The sequence below is a fragment of the Streptococcus macedonicus ACA-DC 198 genome, from assembly GCA_000283635.1.
Classification (GTDB): domain Bacteria; phylum Bacillota; class Bacilli; order Lactobacillales; family Streptococcaceae; genus Streptococcus; species Streptococcus macedonicus.
In genome coordinates this window covers 16,964-33,812 of record HE613569.1, presented here as the reverse complement: position 1 = coordinate 33,812, position 16,849 = coordinate 16,964, and the positions used below count along the sequence as shown (strand labels likewise).

Here is a 16,849-nt window from a genome sequence, read left to right as displayed (position 1 = left end):
TCTACTTAATTAGAAATCATAGTTTTTAGTTAAGCCCTTTGAGTTTTTCAAGGACAACTTCGTAAACATCTGTCAAACTACCTAAATCACGACGGAAAACATCTTTATCCATGTGATGACCTTCAGCATCCCAAAGACGGCAGTTATCTGGTGAAAATTCATCCGCAAGAATAATTTTGCCATCTTTGTCTTTACCAAATTCCAATTTGAAATCAATCAAATTAAGACCAATTTGGCTGAACCAATCTTTCAAAAGGTCATTAATACGATGTGTTTCTACTTTGATATAAGCAATATCTTCATCACTTGCAATACCAAGGAATTTTACATGTTCATCATTGATAAATGGGTCATCCAAGTCATCATTTTTGTAGTAAAATTCAACAATTGGAGTATCTAATTTGATTCCTTCTTCAACACCAAAACGTTTTGAGAATGAACCTGCAGTAACGTTACGCAAAACAACTTCAAGTGGAACAATATCAACTTTTTTATTTAATTGTTCGGTTTCTGACAATTGTTTAACAAAGTGAGTCGCCACACCTGCTTCATTCAATTTCGTAAAAATTAAAGATGAGATTTGATTATTAAGAACGCCTTTACCTTTAATAGTCTCTTTACGAGCACCATTAAGCATTGTCGCTTGGTCTTTATAGACTGAAATAATCAAATTCTCATCTTCTGATGTAGTGTAAATATCTTTTGCTTTTCCCGTATAAATAAGTTGTCGTGACATGTTTTTGTTCGCCTTTCGCTTTTATTCTACTAAATTTTAACACATGATGTTACCAATTTCAACATTTAGCAGACTTTTTAACGAAATAAAAATAAAAACGTTCGAAATTAACGAACGTTTTTGCTTAATTTACACGGTTATAAAGATATTCCATCATTTCTCCCATACATTTCATGTTTTCAACATCTTCGTCAGGGATTTCCAAATGAAACTCGTCTTCTAAATTGATGATAAATTCCATTAAGGCAATCGAATCAACTCCCAAATCATCATGTAAAGTTGACGTTTGAGTAATGTTTAGCTCTGGTTTATGCAATTGCTCCTTAATAATGAAGCAAATCCTTCCAAAAATAGCCTCTTTTGTCATCTCTTCCCCTTTATTCTAATCCTTTGGTGTGAAAGCTTCTACTAGTTGACCGACCACATTCGTTTCTAACATTGTACGAACTTGTCTGATTGTATAGTAAACAGCTTGCGCATCACTTGAACCATGACATTTCACAACAGGCGCTTTAAGTCCAAAAAGAACTGCACCACCTGCACTTGAATAGTCCATAGTACCTTTTAATTGATATAAACTATCCTTCAAAAGAAGGGCTCCCAATTTTGCTTTCAAACCACCTGATTTAATAGAAGATTTCAAACCTCCCATGATATTAAGAGCAGTTCCTTCCATTGTTTTTAAGACAGCGTTTCCCGTGAAACCATCCGATACCACAACGTCTGCAACACCATTCATCAAATCGCGCGCTTCAACATTTCCGACAAAGTTCAAAGAAGCATCTTCTGCTAATAGCGCATAAGCTTCTTTATGAAGTGGATCACCTTTCGTTGCCTCAGTTCCGTTATTAAGCAAACCAACACGTGGCTTAGCAATACCACGAACGTTCTTCGCATAAAATGACCCTAAAATAGCATACTGATGTAAATGTTTAGGGGTATTTTCAGCATTAGCCCCAAGGTCCAACATATCATACCCTTTACCATCAAGTGTTGGCAAAGTGGACATAAGCCCTGGACGGTCAATACCTTTAATACGCCCAATAACGAATAGTCCTGCCGCAAGGAGCGCACCTGTATTCCCTGCTGAAATGACAGCATCTGCTGTCCCTTCTTTTACAGCTTGTGCCCCAAGTACCATGCTAGCTTTCTTCTTACGACGAATAGCTTTAACTGGTTCATCATCTGAATTAATTTTTTCTTCTGTATGAATAATTGAAACACGCTCTGTTGCAGTCAAATACTCTTTTATCTTAGATTCATCTCCATAAAGTTGAATCTCAATATCTGAGAATTCTGCTAACGCACGATTAACTCCTTCGATAATAGCTTTAGGGGCATTATCGCCACCCATAGCATCAACAGCAATTTTTTTCATATCAATTTTTTCCTCACAAAACATTATCACTTCATTATAGCATGATTCCCGATTTTTTTCAGTTCCAGAAGATATCACAATACCTTTTCAAAAAGATGTCTTCTCAATGACACACCTCTAAATAAAAAGCTGTTAGTGCTCACTCTACAAATCAAGCAGTACTAACAACCATTATTTCATAATATTTCCCCAAGTCCCTAAATCATCAATGAATTTTTTACTTTTCAAACGAAGACCGACATAATTATCATAAATATCATCAATAAATAAACGCAATTTTCGTTTCATCTCAGACTTAACTGAAATCGTCTTTAATTCATCAAAATGAATGGCTTGAAATCGATCCACTAGGTACAGCACATTCGGATCAAGATGACTGCGATAATCATCTTTACCATAATGCTCTGGACAAAGCAGACCAGAATATTTGTGCGAAAAGTCAAAGGGCAATCCAACCCGATGACAAAAAGCACACTCATGAAAATTAAGACTAATACCAAATCGTTCTAAAAGTTGAATCTCAAAAATATTAGTCAAAATTTCGTAGTCAAGTCCCTCTTCCATTAAAGAAAGCGTCTTATTAACAAATGCAAACAACTGCGGGTCTGCCACACCATCTGGCACAGCTGCATCCGTCAATGCTGTCACATAAGAAGCATAGGACAACTTAAACAAATCTGCATTAATTTCCTTAAAAGACTCAACTTCCTTATAATCTTCAATGAAAGACAGACCTGTATCATTAATTTTTAAAATAAATTTTGCCACCGTTAACGGTTGAATAACAGAATTAAACCGAGATTTACCAGCATGTTTAACAAAAAACATATGCTTTCCATTGGTTTCTGTAAAAATTTTGACTAGCTTATCATTCTCACGATAATTACGATTATAGAGGACAAGACCATAAGTTTCCTTAGTTTGCATGTTCTTCCATAAATTCTTTCAAGCGTTCCATCGCTGTTGTGATTGTTTCCATGCTAGCCGCATAAGAAAGACGTAGATAACCCTCACCATACTTACCAAAAGCCACACCAGGAATGAAAGCAACTGCTTTTTCACGCGCAAAATCTTGACAGAACTTAAACGAATCTTGTTCATAACCAGCAGGAATTTTCGCAAAAATGTAAAAAGCACCGTCTGGTTTAATGATCTTAAAGCCAAGAGCAGACATCTTATCAATAATATAATCACGACGTTTGATATATTCAACTTTCATCGGTAGTGCATCATCTTTACCAGCAGAAAGAGCTTCAATTGCAGCAAATTGAGCCATTGTCGCAGCAGCCGTTACCAAATATTGGTGACTCTTAATCAACTGTGCCGTGAAAATAGCTGGCGCAAAAATCAAACCAATTCGCCAACCAGTCATAGCATGAGATTTTGAAAGCCCATTAATCAAAATCGTTTGCTCTGGAAGATATTCAGCAATTGACACATGCGGTTCATCATTATAAGTCAATTCAGAATACACTTCATCTGAGATAACAAAAACATCATATTTTTTAAGAACATCTGCCAAAGCCTTAATTTGCTCACGTGAATAAGTCACACCAGTTGGATTAGTTGGATAATTAAGCAAAACTGCTTTTAATTTATCACCTTGTTCCAAAATCGCTTTTTCAAGTATTTCTGGTGTCAATACAAAATCATTTGCCGTTGTATCAATTTCAACAATTTCAGCACCAACAAGATTTGCAATTGGCTCATACCCAGGATAAGCTGGCGCTGGCAAAAGAACCGTATCTCCTGGTTCTAAAATTGCTGTCAAAGTCGCTGATAAGGCTTCTGTTGCTCCAATCGTAACCAAAATTTCATTGTCAGGATTATAAGACAAGTTGTATTTTGACTTCACAAAATCTGCAGCCGCTTGACGAAGCGCTGGTAACCCTGCCATACCAGTATAATGTGATTGATTCGCATCAATAGCCGCTTTGGCAGCTCCTTTTACATGGTCAGGAGTTGTAAAATCAGGCTCACCCAAAGTTAACTTCATAATCCCTGGTACATCTGAAATTGATTGGTCAAATTGACGAATCAATGATACTTCAATTTTATCTAAGTTTTTATTAAAACGATTTGTTAAACTCATAGTCTCACCTCAAAATCTAATTACATCTATTATACATAAAATTCAGATAATTAAACAGCCCTTTTAGACTTATCCACAACTCTATTTTATAGAAAATTTCGTCAAGTTATCCACATGTTAATATCTTTCAAGACTAAAAAACCGTCAGACAAAAATCTAACGGTTTTTAATATGAAAGCTAATAAAAGTCGTCTTATTTAGCAGTTCCCATTTCAAATAATGGTGACAAAGCACGTTTTTCGTGAATACGAGTAATTGCTTCAGCGATTAATTCAGCAATTGAGATTTGTTCAATTTTATCAATCAAACGTTCTTCTGAAAGATAGATAGTATCCAAAACAACCAATTTTTGAATAGCTGATTTTTCAATATTTTCAAGTGCAGGACCAGAAAGAACAGGGTGAGTACATGATGCATACACCGCTGTTGCACCAGCTTCAGCAAGAGCATCCGCTGCATGACAAATAGTACCTGCCGTATCAATCATATCATCAATCAAGATACATTTTTTACCTTTAACATTACCAATGATGTTCATAACTTCACTGGTATTCATTTTAGTAACACTACGACGTTTATCAATGATAGCAATCGGTGTTTGGAGGAATTGTGCCAATTTACGAGCACGTGTCACACCACCATGATCAGGACTAACGACAACAACATCATCTCCAACCAATCCATGACGATCAAAGTAATTAGCGATCAATGGAGCACCCATCAAATGATCAACTGGAATATCAAAGAACCCTTGAATTTGAGCGGCGTGCAAATCAACAGTCAAAAGACGGTCAACTCCTGCAACTTCAAGCATATTAGCTACTAATTTAGAAGTAATCGGTTCACGCGAACGAGCTTTACGGTCTTGACGAGCATAACCATAGTAAGGGATAACCACACTAATTTTTTCAGCACTAGCACGTTTAAGCGCATCAACCATAATCAAGATTTCCATCAAGTTATCATTAACTGGTGAGCTAGTTGACTGCAAAATAAAGACATGGTGTCCACGAATTGATTCTTCAATGTTGACTTGGATTTCACCATCAGAAAATTGACGAACAGTCGATTTTCCAAGTTCAATACCCATAGCCGAAGTAACTTTTTCTGCTAATTCTTTGTTTGACGACAAGGCAAACAATTTTAAATCAGAATAAGACATGATTTCCTCCAAAGTTTTTATCCTATACCATTTTAACGTTTTTTCAAGTATTTTTCAATGACAAATCCGTTAAATCCCTATAAATACAAGGAAATCCGAATAAAAACAAAAAGAGAAGGAAACAATCCTTCTCAATTTTTTATTATTGATAGATATAGTAAACAGTACCGCCACCCCAAGTTGATGAAGTAGGGTTGAACCATCCACGGTAGTTACCGATTGATGAGTTACCAGCATAGTTAGCTTCCATAACTTGGATGTTAGTTGAGCTTTGAACAGCTGTTACGTATGCAACGTGTCCATAACCACCAGCATCGTACGGCCATACAGCTACTGCACCAGCTTGTGGTGTAGTACCTACAGAGTGACCGGCAGCTTGTGCGCTAGCAATCCATTGGTTAGCATTACCCCAATAGTTACCAACCCATGAAGCAAGTGATTTAACACCCCAAGTACATTGACCTACTGGGTAAGTGTTACCTGCTGTGTTAGTAGTTGGTGTTACTGAAGATGGTTTAGCTGATGATGAAGTTGAAGCAGCTGGTTTAGAAGCAGTTTGTGCTGGTGCACTTTGAGCTGGAGTTGAAGCTTGTTGTGCTGGTGCACTTTGAGCTGGAGTTGAAACTTGTTGTGCTGGTGCACTTTGAGCTGGAGTTGAAACTTGTTGTGCTGGTGCACTTTGAGCTGGAGTTGAAACTTGTTGTGCTGGTGCACTTTGAGCTGGAGTTGAAGCTTGTTGTGCTGGTGCAGCTTGAGCCGGAGTTGAAGCTTGTTGCGCTGGTGCTGCAGCAGATGAATCTTGAGCTGAAGTATCTGTAGTTGTATCAGTTGTTGCTGTACCATTTTGAACAGCAGCTTGTGCTTGTGCTACAGATTCTGCTTGTGCTTGTGCTTCTGCTTGTGCTTGTGCTTCAGCAGCAGCCTGTGCTGCAGCAGCTTCAGCCGCTGCTTGTTCAGCAGCTTCTTTTTGAGCTACTAAGCTTGCTTTTTCATCTTCTGCAGTTGCTAATTGAGCTGACAAGTTCAATTGAGCTGCTTCCAATTCAGCTTGTTGAGTTGCCAAAGCTGCTTGGTTTTGTTCAATAGTTGCTTTATTAGCAGCTACTGTATTGATAGCTTCTTGGTTTTCAGCTTGTTTTTGTTCGATAGCAGCTTTATCTGATTCTTGTTGTTCCAACATTTTTTCATTTGCAGAAACAACTTCACGAACAGCGGTTACACGATTAATAGCATCTGAAATTGATTTAGAATTCAAGATAGTATTAATGTAGCTTGTAGTTGTGTTAGTCTTTTGAGCACTGCGTGCTTGTTTTTTCAAAGATTCATTACGAGCAACAATCTTGCTTGAAAGAGCTTGAATTTCTTCGCTCAATTTTTGAGATTCTGCTTCGAGTTGAGCATTTTGTGCTTCCAGTTCATCTTGTTGTGATTGAAGTGAAGTCACTTGATCTTGAAGAGCATCAACTTGACTTTGAGCAGCAGCTTGCTCAGATGTAAGATTACTGATAACCGCATCTTGTGCAGCGATTTGTGTATCATAATCATCCGCATTTACTGTAGCGGCTGCCGTTCCAAGTGTTACACCACTGACAAGAACAGCTGATAAAATTCTTTTTTTCATATAAATTAAACTACTCCTTTTTTGATAAGACATTATTATTTTACCAAAAAATCACGCAATTAATATTACGTGATTATTACATTTGTGTTTTGTTCTGGTAATCTAACTTTCCAAAAATACTTTTTTAAACACTTTTTGGAAGATTAAGTACATAAGAATATTGTAGATAAGAGTTGGTGCAAAGCAATAAGCTATAAAATAGGTCATTGACATCGTTGTCATTCCAAGTAGAATAGCTCCTAATTCCCCAACAATTTCAAACAAAAATAAAACAACAATATAAAAAATTAATGTTTGAAAATTGCTCACAAAGAAATTTTTACTAATTTTACTAGTAAAAATAACTAGAATCGGTAGCAAAAAGATAACTAAACCAATTTGTTTTAAATAGTAAATATCAAATATCCCACCCAAAACAAGTGAGCTGATAAACATAAAATATTTATTCTTATCATGATAAAAGTACAAAACAGCTAATAGCAATAAATGACTAGAAACCTTCAAATGATAAGAAAATATCGAACTCGCTAAAGAAGATAGTTGTCCATCAATTAACATTAATAGGAAAAGTAACAATAGTAAAAAATACTTATTTTTATAAAATTTCACTTTAACCACCAACAATTGTTACATAAGAAATATCAGAGAAGTCTGCTGTCGGAGTCACATAGACAACACGCGCCAAACTTTCTGAACTATTTTTTACACTAGAAACTGCACCGACAGAAATATTGGCAACAGTATCTCCATCTAGACCACTCGTTACAACACTATCTCCTTCTTCAATATCCACAGAAGAATTCAAATTTGTAATTACAAAACATTTTTTATCCAAATCATAAGATTCCAATAAACCATAAACTTCTGCTGAAGAGGTCGTAATCTTAATTGGAATATTAAAATCTGAACCGTTTGATAAAAGTGTTATACTCGAAGTCGTAGAATCCACATTAGATACCTTACCGATTAGACCACCACCCGATAAAACCAACATTTTTTTCGTTATATTATTCTTCTTTCCTAGCTTAACAGTTAACGAATCATACCAAGAAATGGGACTTCGAACAATAACCTTTCCAGTAGCTGAAAATTGAGAAGTAATTGATGATGAAGCTCCAATCTCACTATTAAGCTCTTCATTTTCTTCTTTTAAAGAATCAATTAATTCATTTTGATCCTCTAATTCTGCGACTTTTTGCTTTAATTCCTTGTTCTCAGAATACGTTTTAAAAAGATCTCGAATTTCCTCATTAGCAGAATTTAAGAAGCGAAAAGGAGTAGAAACCACGGAATCCACACGAGCAACAACACTCCTTATAGGGGAAGAGATTGCAGAAAGCACCCCAAAATTTCTAAATAAAAAAGCTAAAGACATGCCCAAAAGCAATAAAATCAATACCGCAAAAAAAACAAAACGAGAGATTCTTAATTTTTTCAATATTTTGCACCAACTATCCTAGAATATAAAAAATAAAACGAGATATCCAAAGATAATCTCGCTTCAAAATAGCACGGAGAATAAGGGATTCGAACCCTTGCGCCAGTTACCTGACCTAACGATTTAGCAAACCGTCCTCTTCAGCCTCTTGAGTAATTCTCCATTCCATGTATGGGCACAAGTGGACTCGAACCACCGACCTCACGCTTATCAGGCGTGCGCTCTAACCAGCTGAGCTATGCGCCCATGAAAGTTGGAATAACCAAAATATAAATAAAAGCGGGTGACGAGAATCGAACTCGCGACAACAGCTTGGAAGGCTGTAGTTTTACCACTAAACTACACCCGCATAATAAAATATAAAATTAATGGCGCGAGACGGAATCGAACCGCCGACACATGGAGCTTCAATCCATTGCTCTACCAACTGAGCTACCGAGCCTTCTATTGCGGGAGCAGGATTTGAACCTACGACCTTCGGGTTATGAGCCCGACGAGCTACCTAGCTGCTCCATCCCGCGTCAACAATATTAAAGGAGGATGTGGGATTCGAACCCACGCACGCTTTTACACGCCTGACGGTTTTCAAGACCGTTCCCTTCAGCCGGACTTGGGTAATCCTCCAAATTATAATATATTAAAATATATGGACCTTGTAGGACTCGAACCTACGACCGCTCGGTTATGAGCCGAGTGCTCTAACCAGTTGAGCTAAAGGTCCAAAGTCATCCATAATATCTTATAGCGGCGAAGGGGATCGAACCCCCGACCTCCCGGGTATGAACCGGACGCTCTAGCCAGCTGAGCTACACCGCCATCAATCGGGAAGACAGGATTCGAACCTGCGACCCCTTGGTCCCAAACCAAGTGCTCTACCAAGCTGAGCTACTTCCCGAAATATGCACCCTGCAGGATTCGAACCTGCAACCGCCTGATTCGTAGTCAGGTACTCTATCCAGTTGAGCCAAGGGTGCATCTTATTAAATTTTCTGCCGAGGACCGGAATCGAACCGGTACGAAGGTTACCCTTCGCAGGATTTTAAGTCCTGTGCGTCTGCCAGTTCCGCCACCCCGGCCTCTACAAGCGAACGACGGGATTCGAACCCGCGACCCCCACCTTGGCAAGGTGATGTTCTACCACTGAACTACGTTCGCATAAAGAGTATCCTATGCCGGCTACATGACTTGAACACGCGACCCTCTGATTACAAATCAGATGCTCTACCAACTGAGCTAAGCCGGCTACTTTTTCTAATGCGGGTTAAGGGACTTGAACCCCCACGCCGTTAAGCGCCAGATCCTAAATCTGGTGCGTCTGCCAATTCCGCCAAACCCGCATAATATTATGACCCGTACTGGGCTCGAACCAGTGACCCTCTGATTAAAAGTCAGATGCTCTACCAACTGAGCTAACGAGTCAAACGGTCCCGACGGGAATCGAACCCGCGATCTTCGCCGTGACAGGGCGACGTGATAACCGCTACACTACGGGACCTTTGGTATATTTACCTTCTTAATGGGAGTTAACGGGATCGAACCGCTGACCCTCTGCTTGTAAGGCAGATGCTCTCCCAGCTGAGCTAAACTCCCTTTTGCTAAGCGACTACCATATCTAACAGGGGGAAACCCCCAACTACTTCAGGCGTTCTAGGGCTTAACTTCTGTGTTCGGCATGGGAACAGGTGTATCTCCTAGGCTATCATCACTTAACTCTGATTGATTATCCAATCAAAATTGAATACCTATATATTTTAACAAGTTTCCGACGCGCTGTCAATATTCTCAGTTACTTTGGATAAGTCCTCGAGCTATTAGTATTAGTCCGCTACATGTGTCACCACACTTCCACTTCTAACCTATCTACCTGATCATCTCTCAGGGCTCTTACTGATATAAAATCATGGGAAATCTCATCTTGAGGTGGGCTTCACACTTAGATGCTTTCAGCGTTTATCCCTTCCCTACATAGCTACCCAGCGATGCCTTTGGCAAGACAACTGGTACACCAGCGGTAAGTCCACTCTGGTCCTCTCGTACTAGGAGCAGATCCTCTCAAATTTCCTACGCCCGCGACGGATAGGGACCGAACTGTCTCACGACGTTCTGAACCCAGCTCGCGTGCCGCTTTAATGGGCGAACAGCCCAACCCTTGGGACCGACTACAGCCCCAGGATGCGACGAGCCGACATCGAGGTGCCAAACCTCCCCGTCGATGTGAACTCTTGGGGGAGATAAGCCTGTTATCCCCAGGGTAGCTTTTATCCGTTGAGCGATGGCCCTTCCATGTGGAACCACCGGATCACTAAGCCCGACTTTCGTCCCTGCTCGAGTTGTAGCTCTCGCAGTCAAGCTCCCTTATACCTTTACACTCTGCGAATGATTTCCAACCATTCTGAGGGAACCTTTGGGCGCCTCCGTTACCTTTTAGGAGGCGACCGCCCCAGTCAAACTGCCCGTCAGACACTGTCTCCGATAGGGATCACCTATCTGGGTTAGAGTAGCCATAACACAAGGGTAGTATCCCAACAACGCCTCCACCGAAACTAGCGTCCCGGCTTCTTAGGCTCCTACCTATCCTGTACATGTGGTACAGATACTCAATATCAAACTGCAGTAAAGCTCCATGGGGTCTTTCCGTCCTGTCGCGGGTAACCTGCATCTTCACAGGTACTAAAATTTCACCGAGTCTCTCGTTGAGACAGTGCCCAAATCATTACGCCTTTCGTGCGGGTCGGAACTTACCCGACAAGGAATTTCGCTACCTTAGGACCGTTATAGTTACGGCCGCCGTTTACTGGGGCTTCAATTCACACCTTCGCTAATGCTAAGCGCTCCTCTTAACCTTCCAGCACCGGGCAGGCGTCACCCCCTATACATCATCTTACGATTTAGCAGAGAGCTGTGTTTTTGATAAACAGTTGCTTGGGCCTATTCACTGCGGCTGACTTAAAGCCAGCGCCCCTTCTCCCGAAGTTACGGGGCCATTTTGCCGAGTTCCTTAACGAGAGTTCTCTCGCTCACCTGAGGCTACTCGCCTCGACTACCTGTGTCGGTTTGCGGTACGGGTAGAGTATAATTAACGCTAGAAGCTTTTCTTGGCAGTGTGACATCACTAACTTCGCTACTTAAATTCACTCCCCATCACAGCTCAATGTTATAGACGTAAGCATTTGACTCACATCACACCTCACTGCTTAGACGTGCACTTCCAATCGCACGCTTTAGTTAGCCTACTGCGTCCCTCCATCACTATATACTCTAGTACAGGAATATCAACCTGTTGTCCATCGGATACACCTTTCGGTCTCTCCTTAGGTCCCGACTAACCCAGGGAGGACGAGCCTTCCCCTGGAAACCTTAGTCATACGGTGGACAGGATTCTCACCTGTCTTTCGCTACTCATACCGGCATTCTCACTTCTATGCGTTCCAGCGCTCCTCACGGTACACCTTCATCACACATAGAACGCTCTCCTACCATACCTAAAAGGTATCCACAGCTTCGGTAATATGTTTTAGCCCCGGTACATTTTCGGCGCAGGGTCACTCGACTAGTGAGCTATTACGCACTCTTTGAATGAATAGCTGCTTCTAAGCTAACATCCTAGTTGTCTGTGCAACCCCACATCCTTTTCCACTTAACATATATTTTGGGACCTTAGCTGGTGGTCTGGGCTGTTTCCCTTTCGACTACGGATCTTAGCACTCGCAGTCTGACTGCCGATTATATCTCGTTGGCATTCGGAGTTTATCTGATATTGGTAATCCGGGATGGACCCCTCAATCAAACAGTGCTCTACCTCCAAGAGACTTAACATCGACGCTAGCCCTAAAGCTATTTCGGAGAGAACCAGCTATCTCCAAGTTCGTTTGGAATTTCTCCGCTACCCACAAGTCATCCAAGCACTTTTCAACGTGCCCTGGTTCGGGCCTCCAGTGAGTTTTACCTCACCTTCACCCTGCTCATGGGTAGGTCACATGGTTTCGGGTCTACGACATGATACTAATTCGCCCTATTAAGACTCGGTTTCCCTACGGCTCCGTCTCTTCAACTTAACCTCGCATCATATCGTAACTCGCCGGTTCATTCTACAAAAGGCACGCTCTCACCCATTAACGGGCTCGAACTTGTTGTAGGCACACGGTTTCAGGTTCTATTTCACTCCCCTCCCGGGGTGCTTTTCACCTTTCCCTCACGGTACTGGTTCACTATCGGTCACTAGAGAGTATTTAGGGTTGGGAGATGGTCCTCCCAGATTCCAACGAGATTTCTCGTGTCTCGCCGTACTCAGGATACTGCTAGGGTTTAAGACTATTTCGAATACGAGGCTGTTACTCTCTTTGGCTTACCTTCCCAGGTAATTCTTCTATAATCTTGACTTCCCACAGCGCAGTCCTACAACCCCGATGTGTAAACACATCGGTTTGCCCTCTTGCCGCTTCGCTCGCCGCTACTAAGGCAATCGCATTTGCTTTCTCTTCCTGCAGCTACTTAGATGTTTCAGTTCACTGCGTCTTCCTCTTCATTACCTTAACAGTAATGAGTGACATGCATCACATGCCGGGTTCCCCCATTCGGACATCTCTGGATCAATGTTTACTTACAACTCCCCAAAGCATTTCGTCGTTAGTCACGTCCTTCATCGGCTTCTAGTGCCAAGGCATCCACCGTGCGCCCTTATTAACTTAACCTTATTTTGGTCTTCTGACCTTAAACTCATTAAATCACAGCGTTTCGGTTTATTTCTTGTTACTTTCTACAATTATTTCTAATTGTGGAATTTGATATAGATATTCAATTTTCAATGGACAATCAACTTGAATCTTTCGATTCAATGGAGCCTAGCGGGATCGAACCGCTGACCTCCTGCGTGCAAAGCAGGCGCTCTCCCAGCTGAGCTAAGGCCCCACAAGACCTCTCAAAACTAAACAAGACTTCCCAAACGTGCTTCCGTTTTTTCCTTAGAAAGGAGGTGATCCAGCCGCACCTTCCGATACGGCTACCTTGTTACGACTTCACCCCAATCATCTGTCCCACCTTAGGCGGCTGGCTCCTAAAAGGTTACCTCACCGACTTCGGGTGTTACAAACTCTCGTGGTGTGACGGGCGGTGTGTACAAGGCCCGGGAACGTATTCACCGCGGCGTGCTGATCCGCGATTACTAGCGATTCCGACTTCATGTAGGCGAGTTGCAGCCTACAATCCGAACTGAGATTGGCTTTAAGAGATTTGCTTGCCGTCACCGGCTTGCGACTCGTTGTACCAACCATTGTAGCACGTGTGTAGCCCAGGTCATAAGGGGCATGATGATTTGACGTCATCCCCACCTTCCTCCGGTTTATCACCGGCAGTCTCGCTAGAGTGCCCAACTGAATGATGGCAACTAACAATAGGGGTTGCGCTCGTTGCGGGACTTAACCCAACATCTCACGACACGAGCTGACGACAACCATGCACCACCTGTCACCGATGTTCCGAAGAAACTTTCTATCTCTAGAAATAGCATCGGGATGTCAAGACCTGGTAAGGTTCTTCGCGTTGCTTCGAATTAAACCACATGCTCCACCGCTTGTGCGGGCCCCCGTCAATTCCTTTGAGTTTCAACCTTGCGGTCGTACTCCCCAGGCGGAGTGCTTAATGCGTTAGCTGCGGCACTAAGCCCCGGAAAGGGCCTAACACCTAGCACTCATCGTTTACGGCGTGGACTACCAGGGTATCTAATCCTGTTTGCTCCCCACGCTTTCGAGCCTCAGCGTCAGTTACAGACCAGAGAGCCGCTTTCGCCACCGGTGTTCCTCCATATATCTACGCATTTCACCGCTACACATGGAATTCCACTCTCCCCTTCTGCACTCAAGTTTAACAGTTTCCAAAGCGAACAATGGTTAAGCCACTGCCTTTAACTTCAGACTTATTAAACCGCCTGCGCTCGCTTTACGCCCAATAAATCCGGACAACGCTCGGGACCTACGTATTACCGCGGCTGCTGGCACGTAGTTAGCCGTCCCTTTCTGGTAAGTTACCGTCACTGTGTGAACTTTCCACTCTCACACACGTTCTTCTCTTACAACAGAGCTTTACGATCCGAAAACCTTCTTCACTCACGCGGCGTTGCTCGGTCAGGGTTGCCCCCATTGCCGAAGATTCCCTACTGCTGCCTCCCGTAGGAGTCTGGGCCGTGTCTCAGTCCCAGTGTGGCCGATCACCCTCTCAGGTCGGCTATGTATCGTCGCCTTGGTAGGCCGTTACCCCACCAACTAGCTAATACAACGCAGGTCCATCTACTAGTGATGCAATTGCATCTTTTAAGTCTCTAACATGTGTTAAACACTATTATGCGGTATTAGCTATCGTTTCCAATAGTTATCCCCCACTAATAGGCAGGTTACCTACGCGTTACTCACCCGTTCGCAACTCTTCCAACTCTAGCAAGCTAAAGTCTTCAGCGTTCTACTTGCATGTATTAGGCACGCCGCCAGCGTTCGTCCTGAGCCAGGATCAAACTCTCATTTAATCTTGTTCTCATTCTGTCACTGACAGATTTATTTTCTTAACAGGTCGATTTCTCAACCCGCACGTTTGGTTCGTCTTGTTCAGTTTTCAAAGGTCTTTGTCTCTCGTGAGACAACTTCTATATTCTATCAAATCTGAAATAGCTTGTCAACCACTTTTTTAAAGTTTTTTCAATTCTGTTTCAAACCGATTTCTGCCGCCCTCTCGGACAACAACTATATTAGTGTATCATCTCAAGCTTACTTTGTCAAGAACTTTTTTAGCTTTTCTGTAAACCTGAAACCTGCTCTCTTGCGATAGCTTATCTAGTATACTAAACTTAGAAAAAACTGTCAACTACTTGTCCGTAAGTTTTTTAGAGTGGCTTGTTGCCTTTTTGGGTAAAATAGAGAATTATGACTAAGGAGCTTATAGAAAGGGCGGAGGAGGCATAAAAAGGGCTCTATAATTTCTGTAGTGGGTGAAATCCCGCTAAGAAGTTATGGAGCTTTTGAGTATACAAAAAGTCCCATATGACTTAAAATTTAAAGCGACGAAACCATAAATAGAAAGAATTATATGTGAGACAACTCTATCATACTACAGAATTAATCGGAATTAAAGACAAAAATATCACTTTAACTAAAGATTTTTTCAACACGAGACACATATTGAGGTGCAAGCTACGCTAGATTACACACCACCTAAGTGTTGTCATTGCCAAGGAAAACGAATTAAATACGACTTTCAAAAGCCCTCTAAGATTCCTTTTATTGAGATTGGTGGACTTCCTGGTCTTATTCGCTTGAAGAAGAGAAGATTTCAATGCAAAGACTGCCATAAAGTGACGGTTTCTGAGACCTCCCTTGTTCAGAAAAACTATCAAATCTCTGAGCTAGTGAAGCAGAAAATCGCTCAGCTCTTACTTAAGTGAGAAGCTTTAACGCACATCGCTGAAAAACTTGCCATCTCGACCTCAACTATGTATCGCAAGCTTAAGCAATTGCAGTTCAAGGATAACTTTTCAACCTTACCTGAAGTACTGTCTTGGGATGAATTCTCTTATCAAAAAGGAAAACTAGCTTTTATTGCTCAAGACTATAACACGAAGAAAATCATAACCATTCTTGATAACAGACGACAAACAACCATTCGCAATCACTTTTTCAAATACTCTAAAGAAGCTCGAGAAAGGGTGAAAATCGTTATTATGGACATGTCTAGCAACTATATGCCTCTGGTTAAGCTGCTTTTTCCTAACGCTAAAATCGTTCTTGACCGTTTTCATATTGTCCAACACATAAACAGAGCGCTAAAACAGGCTCGTATTCAAATGATGAAAGCATTTGAGAAGAAGCCTCTTGAATACCATATCCTTAAATATTACTGGAAACTCATTCAAAAGGATAGTCGAAAACTATCGCCTAATGCTTTTTATTCAAGGACTTTCAGAGAAACGTTAACGCCTAAAGAGTGTTTAGACAAAATTTTTAAACACGTTCCGCAACTTGAAAAATACTACAACCTTTATCAATTACTTCTTTTCCACTTACAAGAAAAGAACATTGAACAATTCTTTGGATTAATTCAGGAAGCTTTACCTCAACTTAATCAGCCTTTTAAAAATTGCACTAACAACCTTCAGTCGTTATCAGAAATACATCACTAATGCCATTAAGCTTCCCTATTCTAATGCCAAACTTGAAGCAACCAACAGGCTCATCAAAGATATTAAACGAAACGCTTTTGGTTACAGGAACTTTGACAACTTTAAAAAACGCATTTATCTTGCTTTGAACATCAAAAATGCGAGAACAAAAATCGTTCTCGCTAGAGCTTAACTTTGCCACCCACTACAGTTGACAAACATACTAAGATTAGTAGTGAAGAAATTTCCGACGAGAGAGAGTATTCACTACTTTTTCTTTAT

At 41.3% G+C, this 16,849-nt stretch carries 9 protein-coding genes, 18 tRNA genes, 3 rRNA genes and 1 pseudogene; 1 reads left to right on the top strand and 30 read right to left on the bottom strand.

The genetic code is table 11. From position 1 onward, the window contains the following. Window positions 1–25: 25 nt before the first annotated feature. From purC to SMA_RS00095, 30 genes are all read right to left on the bottom strand, one after another. Window positions 26–736: a phosphoribosylaminoimidazolesuccinocarboxamide synthase gene (gene purC / locus SMA_RS00240; RefSeq protein WP_014293719.1), complete on the bottom strand. Its 711-nt coding sequence runs from the start codon at window positions 734–736 to the stop codon at window positions 26–28. A gap of 124 nt (window positions 737–860) precedes the next feature. Beyond that, window positions 861–1,103 (bottom strand): acyl carrier protein, encoded by a 243-nt coding sequence (locus tag SMA_RS00235; protein WP_014293718.1) that lies wholly within the window; start codon window positions 1,101–1,103, stop codon window positions 861–863. A gap of 15 nt (window positions 1,104–1,118) precedes the next feature. Then, entirely contained in the window at window positions 1,119–2,114 is a 996-nt protein-coding gene (gene plsX, locus SMA_RS00230; RefSeq protein ID WP_044563174.1) for a phosphate acyltransferase PlsX, read from the bottom strand. Between the two features lie 171 nt (window positions 2,115–2,285). Then, entirely contained in the window at window positions 2,286–3,041 is a 756-nt protein-coding gene (gene recO / locus SMA_RS00225; RefSeq protein WP_014293716.1) for a DNA repair protein RecO, read from the bottom strand. Continuing rightward, window positions 3,031–4,206: a pyridoxal phosphate-dependent aminotransferase gene (locus SMA_RS00220; protein ID WP_014293715.1), complete on the bottom strand. Its 1,176-nt coding sequence runs from the start codon at window positions 4,204–4,206 to the stop codon at window positions 3,031–3,033. The genes recO and SMA_RS00220 overlap by 11 nt, the downstream gene beginning before the upstream one ends. Before the next feature lie 193 nt (window positions 4,207–4,399). Continuing rightward, window positions 4,400–5,368, bottom strand: coding sequence for a ribose-phosphate diphosphokinase (locus tag SMA_RS00215; RefSeq protein WP_014293714.1), 969 nt, complete (start codon window positions 5,366–5,368; stop codon window positions 4,400–4,402). Between the two features lie 142 nt (window positions 5,369–5,510). Then, the gene (locus SMA_RS00210) at window positions 5,511–6,989 is read right to left on the bottom strand and encodes a CHAP domain-containing protein (RefSeq protein ID WP_014293713.1); all 1,479 of its coding nucleotides are present in this window, start codon (window positions 6,987–6,989) and stop codon (window positions 5,511–5,513) included. A gap of 102 nt (window positions 6,990–7,091) precedes the next feature. Further along, window positions 7,092–7,598, bottom strand: a complete 507-nt coding sequence (gene mreD, locus SMA_RS00205) for a rod shape-determining protein MreD (protein WP_039670316.1) — start codon at window positions 7,596–7,598, stop codon at window positions 7,092–7,094. A gap of 1 nt (window position 7,599) precedes the next feature. Then, entirely contained in the window at window positions 7,600–8,427 is an 828-nt protein-coding gene (gene mreC, locus SMA_RS00200) for a rod shape-determining protein MreC (RefSeq protein ID WP_014293711.1), read from the bottom strand. Between the two features lie 74 nt (window positions 8,428–8,501). After that, window positions 8,502–8,589: transfer RNA gene (locus SMA_RS00195), tRNA-Ser, on the bottom strand. A 10-nt stretch (window positions 8,590–8,599) separates the two neighbouring features. Continuing rightward, a tRNA-Ile gene (locus SMA_RS00190) sits at window positions 8,600–8,673 on the bottom strand. Between the two features lie 32 nt (window positions 8,674–8,705). Then, window positions 8,706–8,776 (bottom strand) — tRNA-Gly (locus tag SMA_RS00185). 20 nt (window positions 8,777–8,796) lie between these two features. Next, window positions 8,797–8,869, bottom strand: a tRNA-Phe gene (locus SMA_RS00180). Between the two features lie 5 nt (window positions 8,870–8,874). Then, window positions 8,875–8,948, bottom strand: a tRNA-Met gene (locus SMA_RS00175). A 13-nt stretch (window positions 8,949–8,961) separates the two neighbouring features. Then, a tRNA-Ser gene (locus SMA_RS00170) sits at window positions 8,962–9,051 on the bottom strand. 23 nt (window positions 9,052–9,074) lie between these two features. Continuing rightward, window positions 9,075–9,148, bottom strand: a tRNA-Ile gene (locus SMA_RS00165). Between the two features lie 21 nt (window positions 9,149–9,169). Next, window positions 9,170–9,243: transfer RNA gene (locus SMA_RS00160), tRNA-Met, on the bottom strand. A gap of 5 nt (window positions 9,244–9,248) precedes the next feature. Next, window positions 9,249–9,322: transfer RNA gene (locus SMA_RS00155), tRNA-Pro, on the bottom strand. 5 nt (window positions 9,323–9,327) lie between these two features. Continuing rightward, window positions 9,328–9,401 (bottom strand) — tRNA-Arg (locus tag SMA_RS00150). 16 nt (window positions 9,402–9,417) lie between these two features. Then, window positions 9,418–9,503 (bottom strand) — tRNA-Leu (locus SMA_RS00145). A 7-nt stretch (window positions 9,504–9,510) separates the two neighbouring features. Continuing rightward, window positions 9,511–9,582 (bottom strand) — tRNA-Gly (locus SMA_RS00140). A 15-nt stretch (window positions 9,583–9,597) separates the two neighbouring features. Further along, window positions 9,598–9,670 (bottom strand) — tRNA-Thr (locus SMA_RS00135). 12 nt (window positions 9,671–9,682) lie between these two features. Further along, window positions 9,683–9,764: transfer RNA gene (locus SMA_RS00130), tRNA-Leu, on the bottom strand. A gap of 9 nt (window positions 9,765–9,773) precedes the next feature. Next, a tRNA-Lys gene (locus tag SMA_RS00125) sits at window positions 9,774–9,846 on the bottom strand. A 3-nt stretch (window positions 9,847–9,849) separates the two neighbouring features. Then, window positions 9,850–9,922 (bottom strand) — tRNA-Asp (locus SMA_RS00120). A 22-nt stretch (window positions 9,923–9,944) separates the two neighbouring features. Continuing rightward, window positions 9,945–10,017 (bottom strand) — tRNA-Val (locus tag SMA_RS00115). Between the two features lie 4 nt (window positions 10,018–10,021). Further along, window positions 10,022–10,137 (bottom strand): 5S ribosomal RNA (gene rrf / locus SMA_RS00110). A gap of 81 nt (window positions 10,138–10,218) precedes the next feature. Beyond that, window positions 10,219–13,118 (bottom strand): 23S ribosomal RNA (locus SMA_RS00105). Between the two features lie 144 nt (window positions 13,119–13,262). Beyond that, window positions 13,263–13,335, bottom strand: a tRNA-Ala gene (locus tag SMA_RS00100). Between the two features lie 57 nt (window positions 13,336–13,392). Continuing rightward, window positions 13,393–14,941 (bottom strand): 16S ribosomal RNA (locus tag SMA_RS00095). Together the 16S, 23S and 5S rRNA genes with 18 tRNA genes alongside form the textbook arrangement of a ribosomal RNA operon. A gap of 559 nt (window positions 14,942–15,500) precedes the next feature. Here SMA_RS00095 and SMA_RS10690 point away from each other — a divergent pair. Further along, window positions 15,501–16,760: pseudogene (locus SMA_RS10690) on the top strand (ISL3 family transposase). Window positions 16,761–16,849: the final 89 nt, after the last annotated feature.

Coding starts and splice junctions, on each gene's coding strand:
- purC (WP_014293719.1), bottom strand. CDS start 736: ATGTCACGACAACTTATTTATACGGGAAAAGCAAAAGATATTTACACT.
- SMA_RS00235 (WP_014293718.1), bottom strand. CDS start 1,103: ATGACAAAAGAGGCTATTTTTGGAAGGATTTGCTTCATTATTAAGGAG.
- plsX (WP_044563174.1), bottom strand. CDS start 2,114: ATGAAAAAAATTGCTGTTGATGCTATGGGTGGCGATAATGCCCCTAAA.
- recO (WP_014293716.1), bottom strand. CDS start 3,041: ATGCAAACTAAGGAAACTTATGGTCTTGTCCTCTATAATCGTAATTAT.
- SMA_RS00220 (WP_014293715.1), bottom strand. CDS start 4,206: ATGAGTTTAACAAATCGTTTTAATAAAAACTTAGATAAAATTGAAGTA.
- SMA_RS00215 (WP_014293714.1), bottom strand. CDS start 5,368: ATGTCTTATTCTGATTTAAAATTGTTTGCCTTGTCGTCAAACAAAGAA.
- SMA_RS00210 (WP_014293713.1), bottom strand. CDS start 6,989: ATGAAAAAAAGAATTTTATCAGCTGTTCTTGTCAGTGGTGTAACACTT.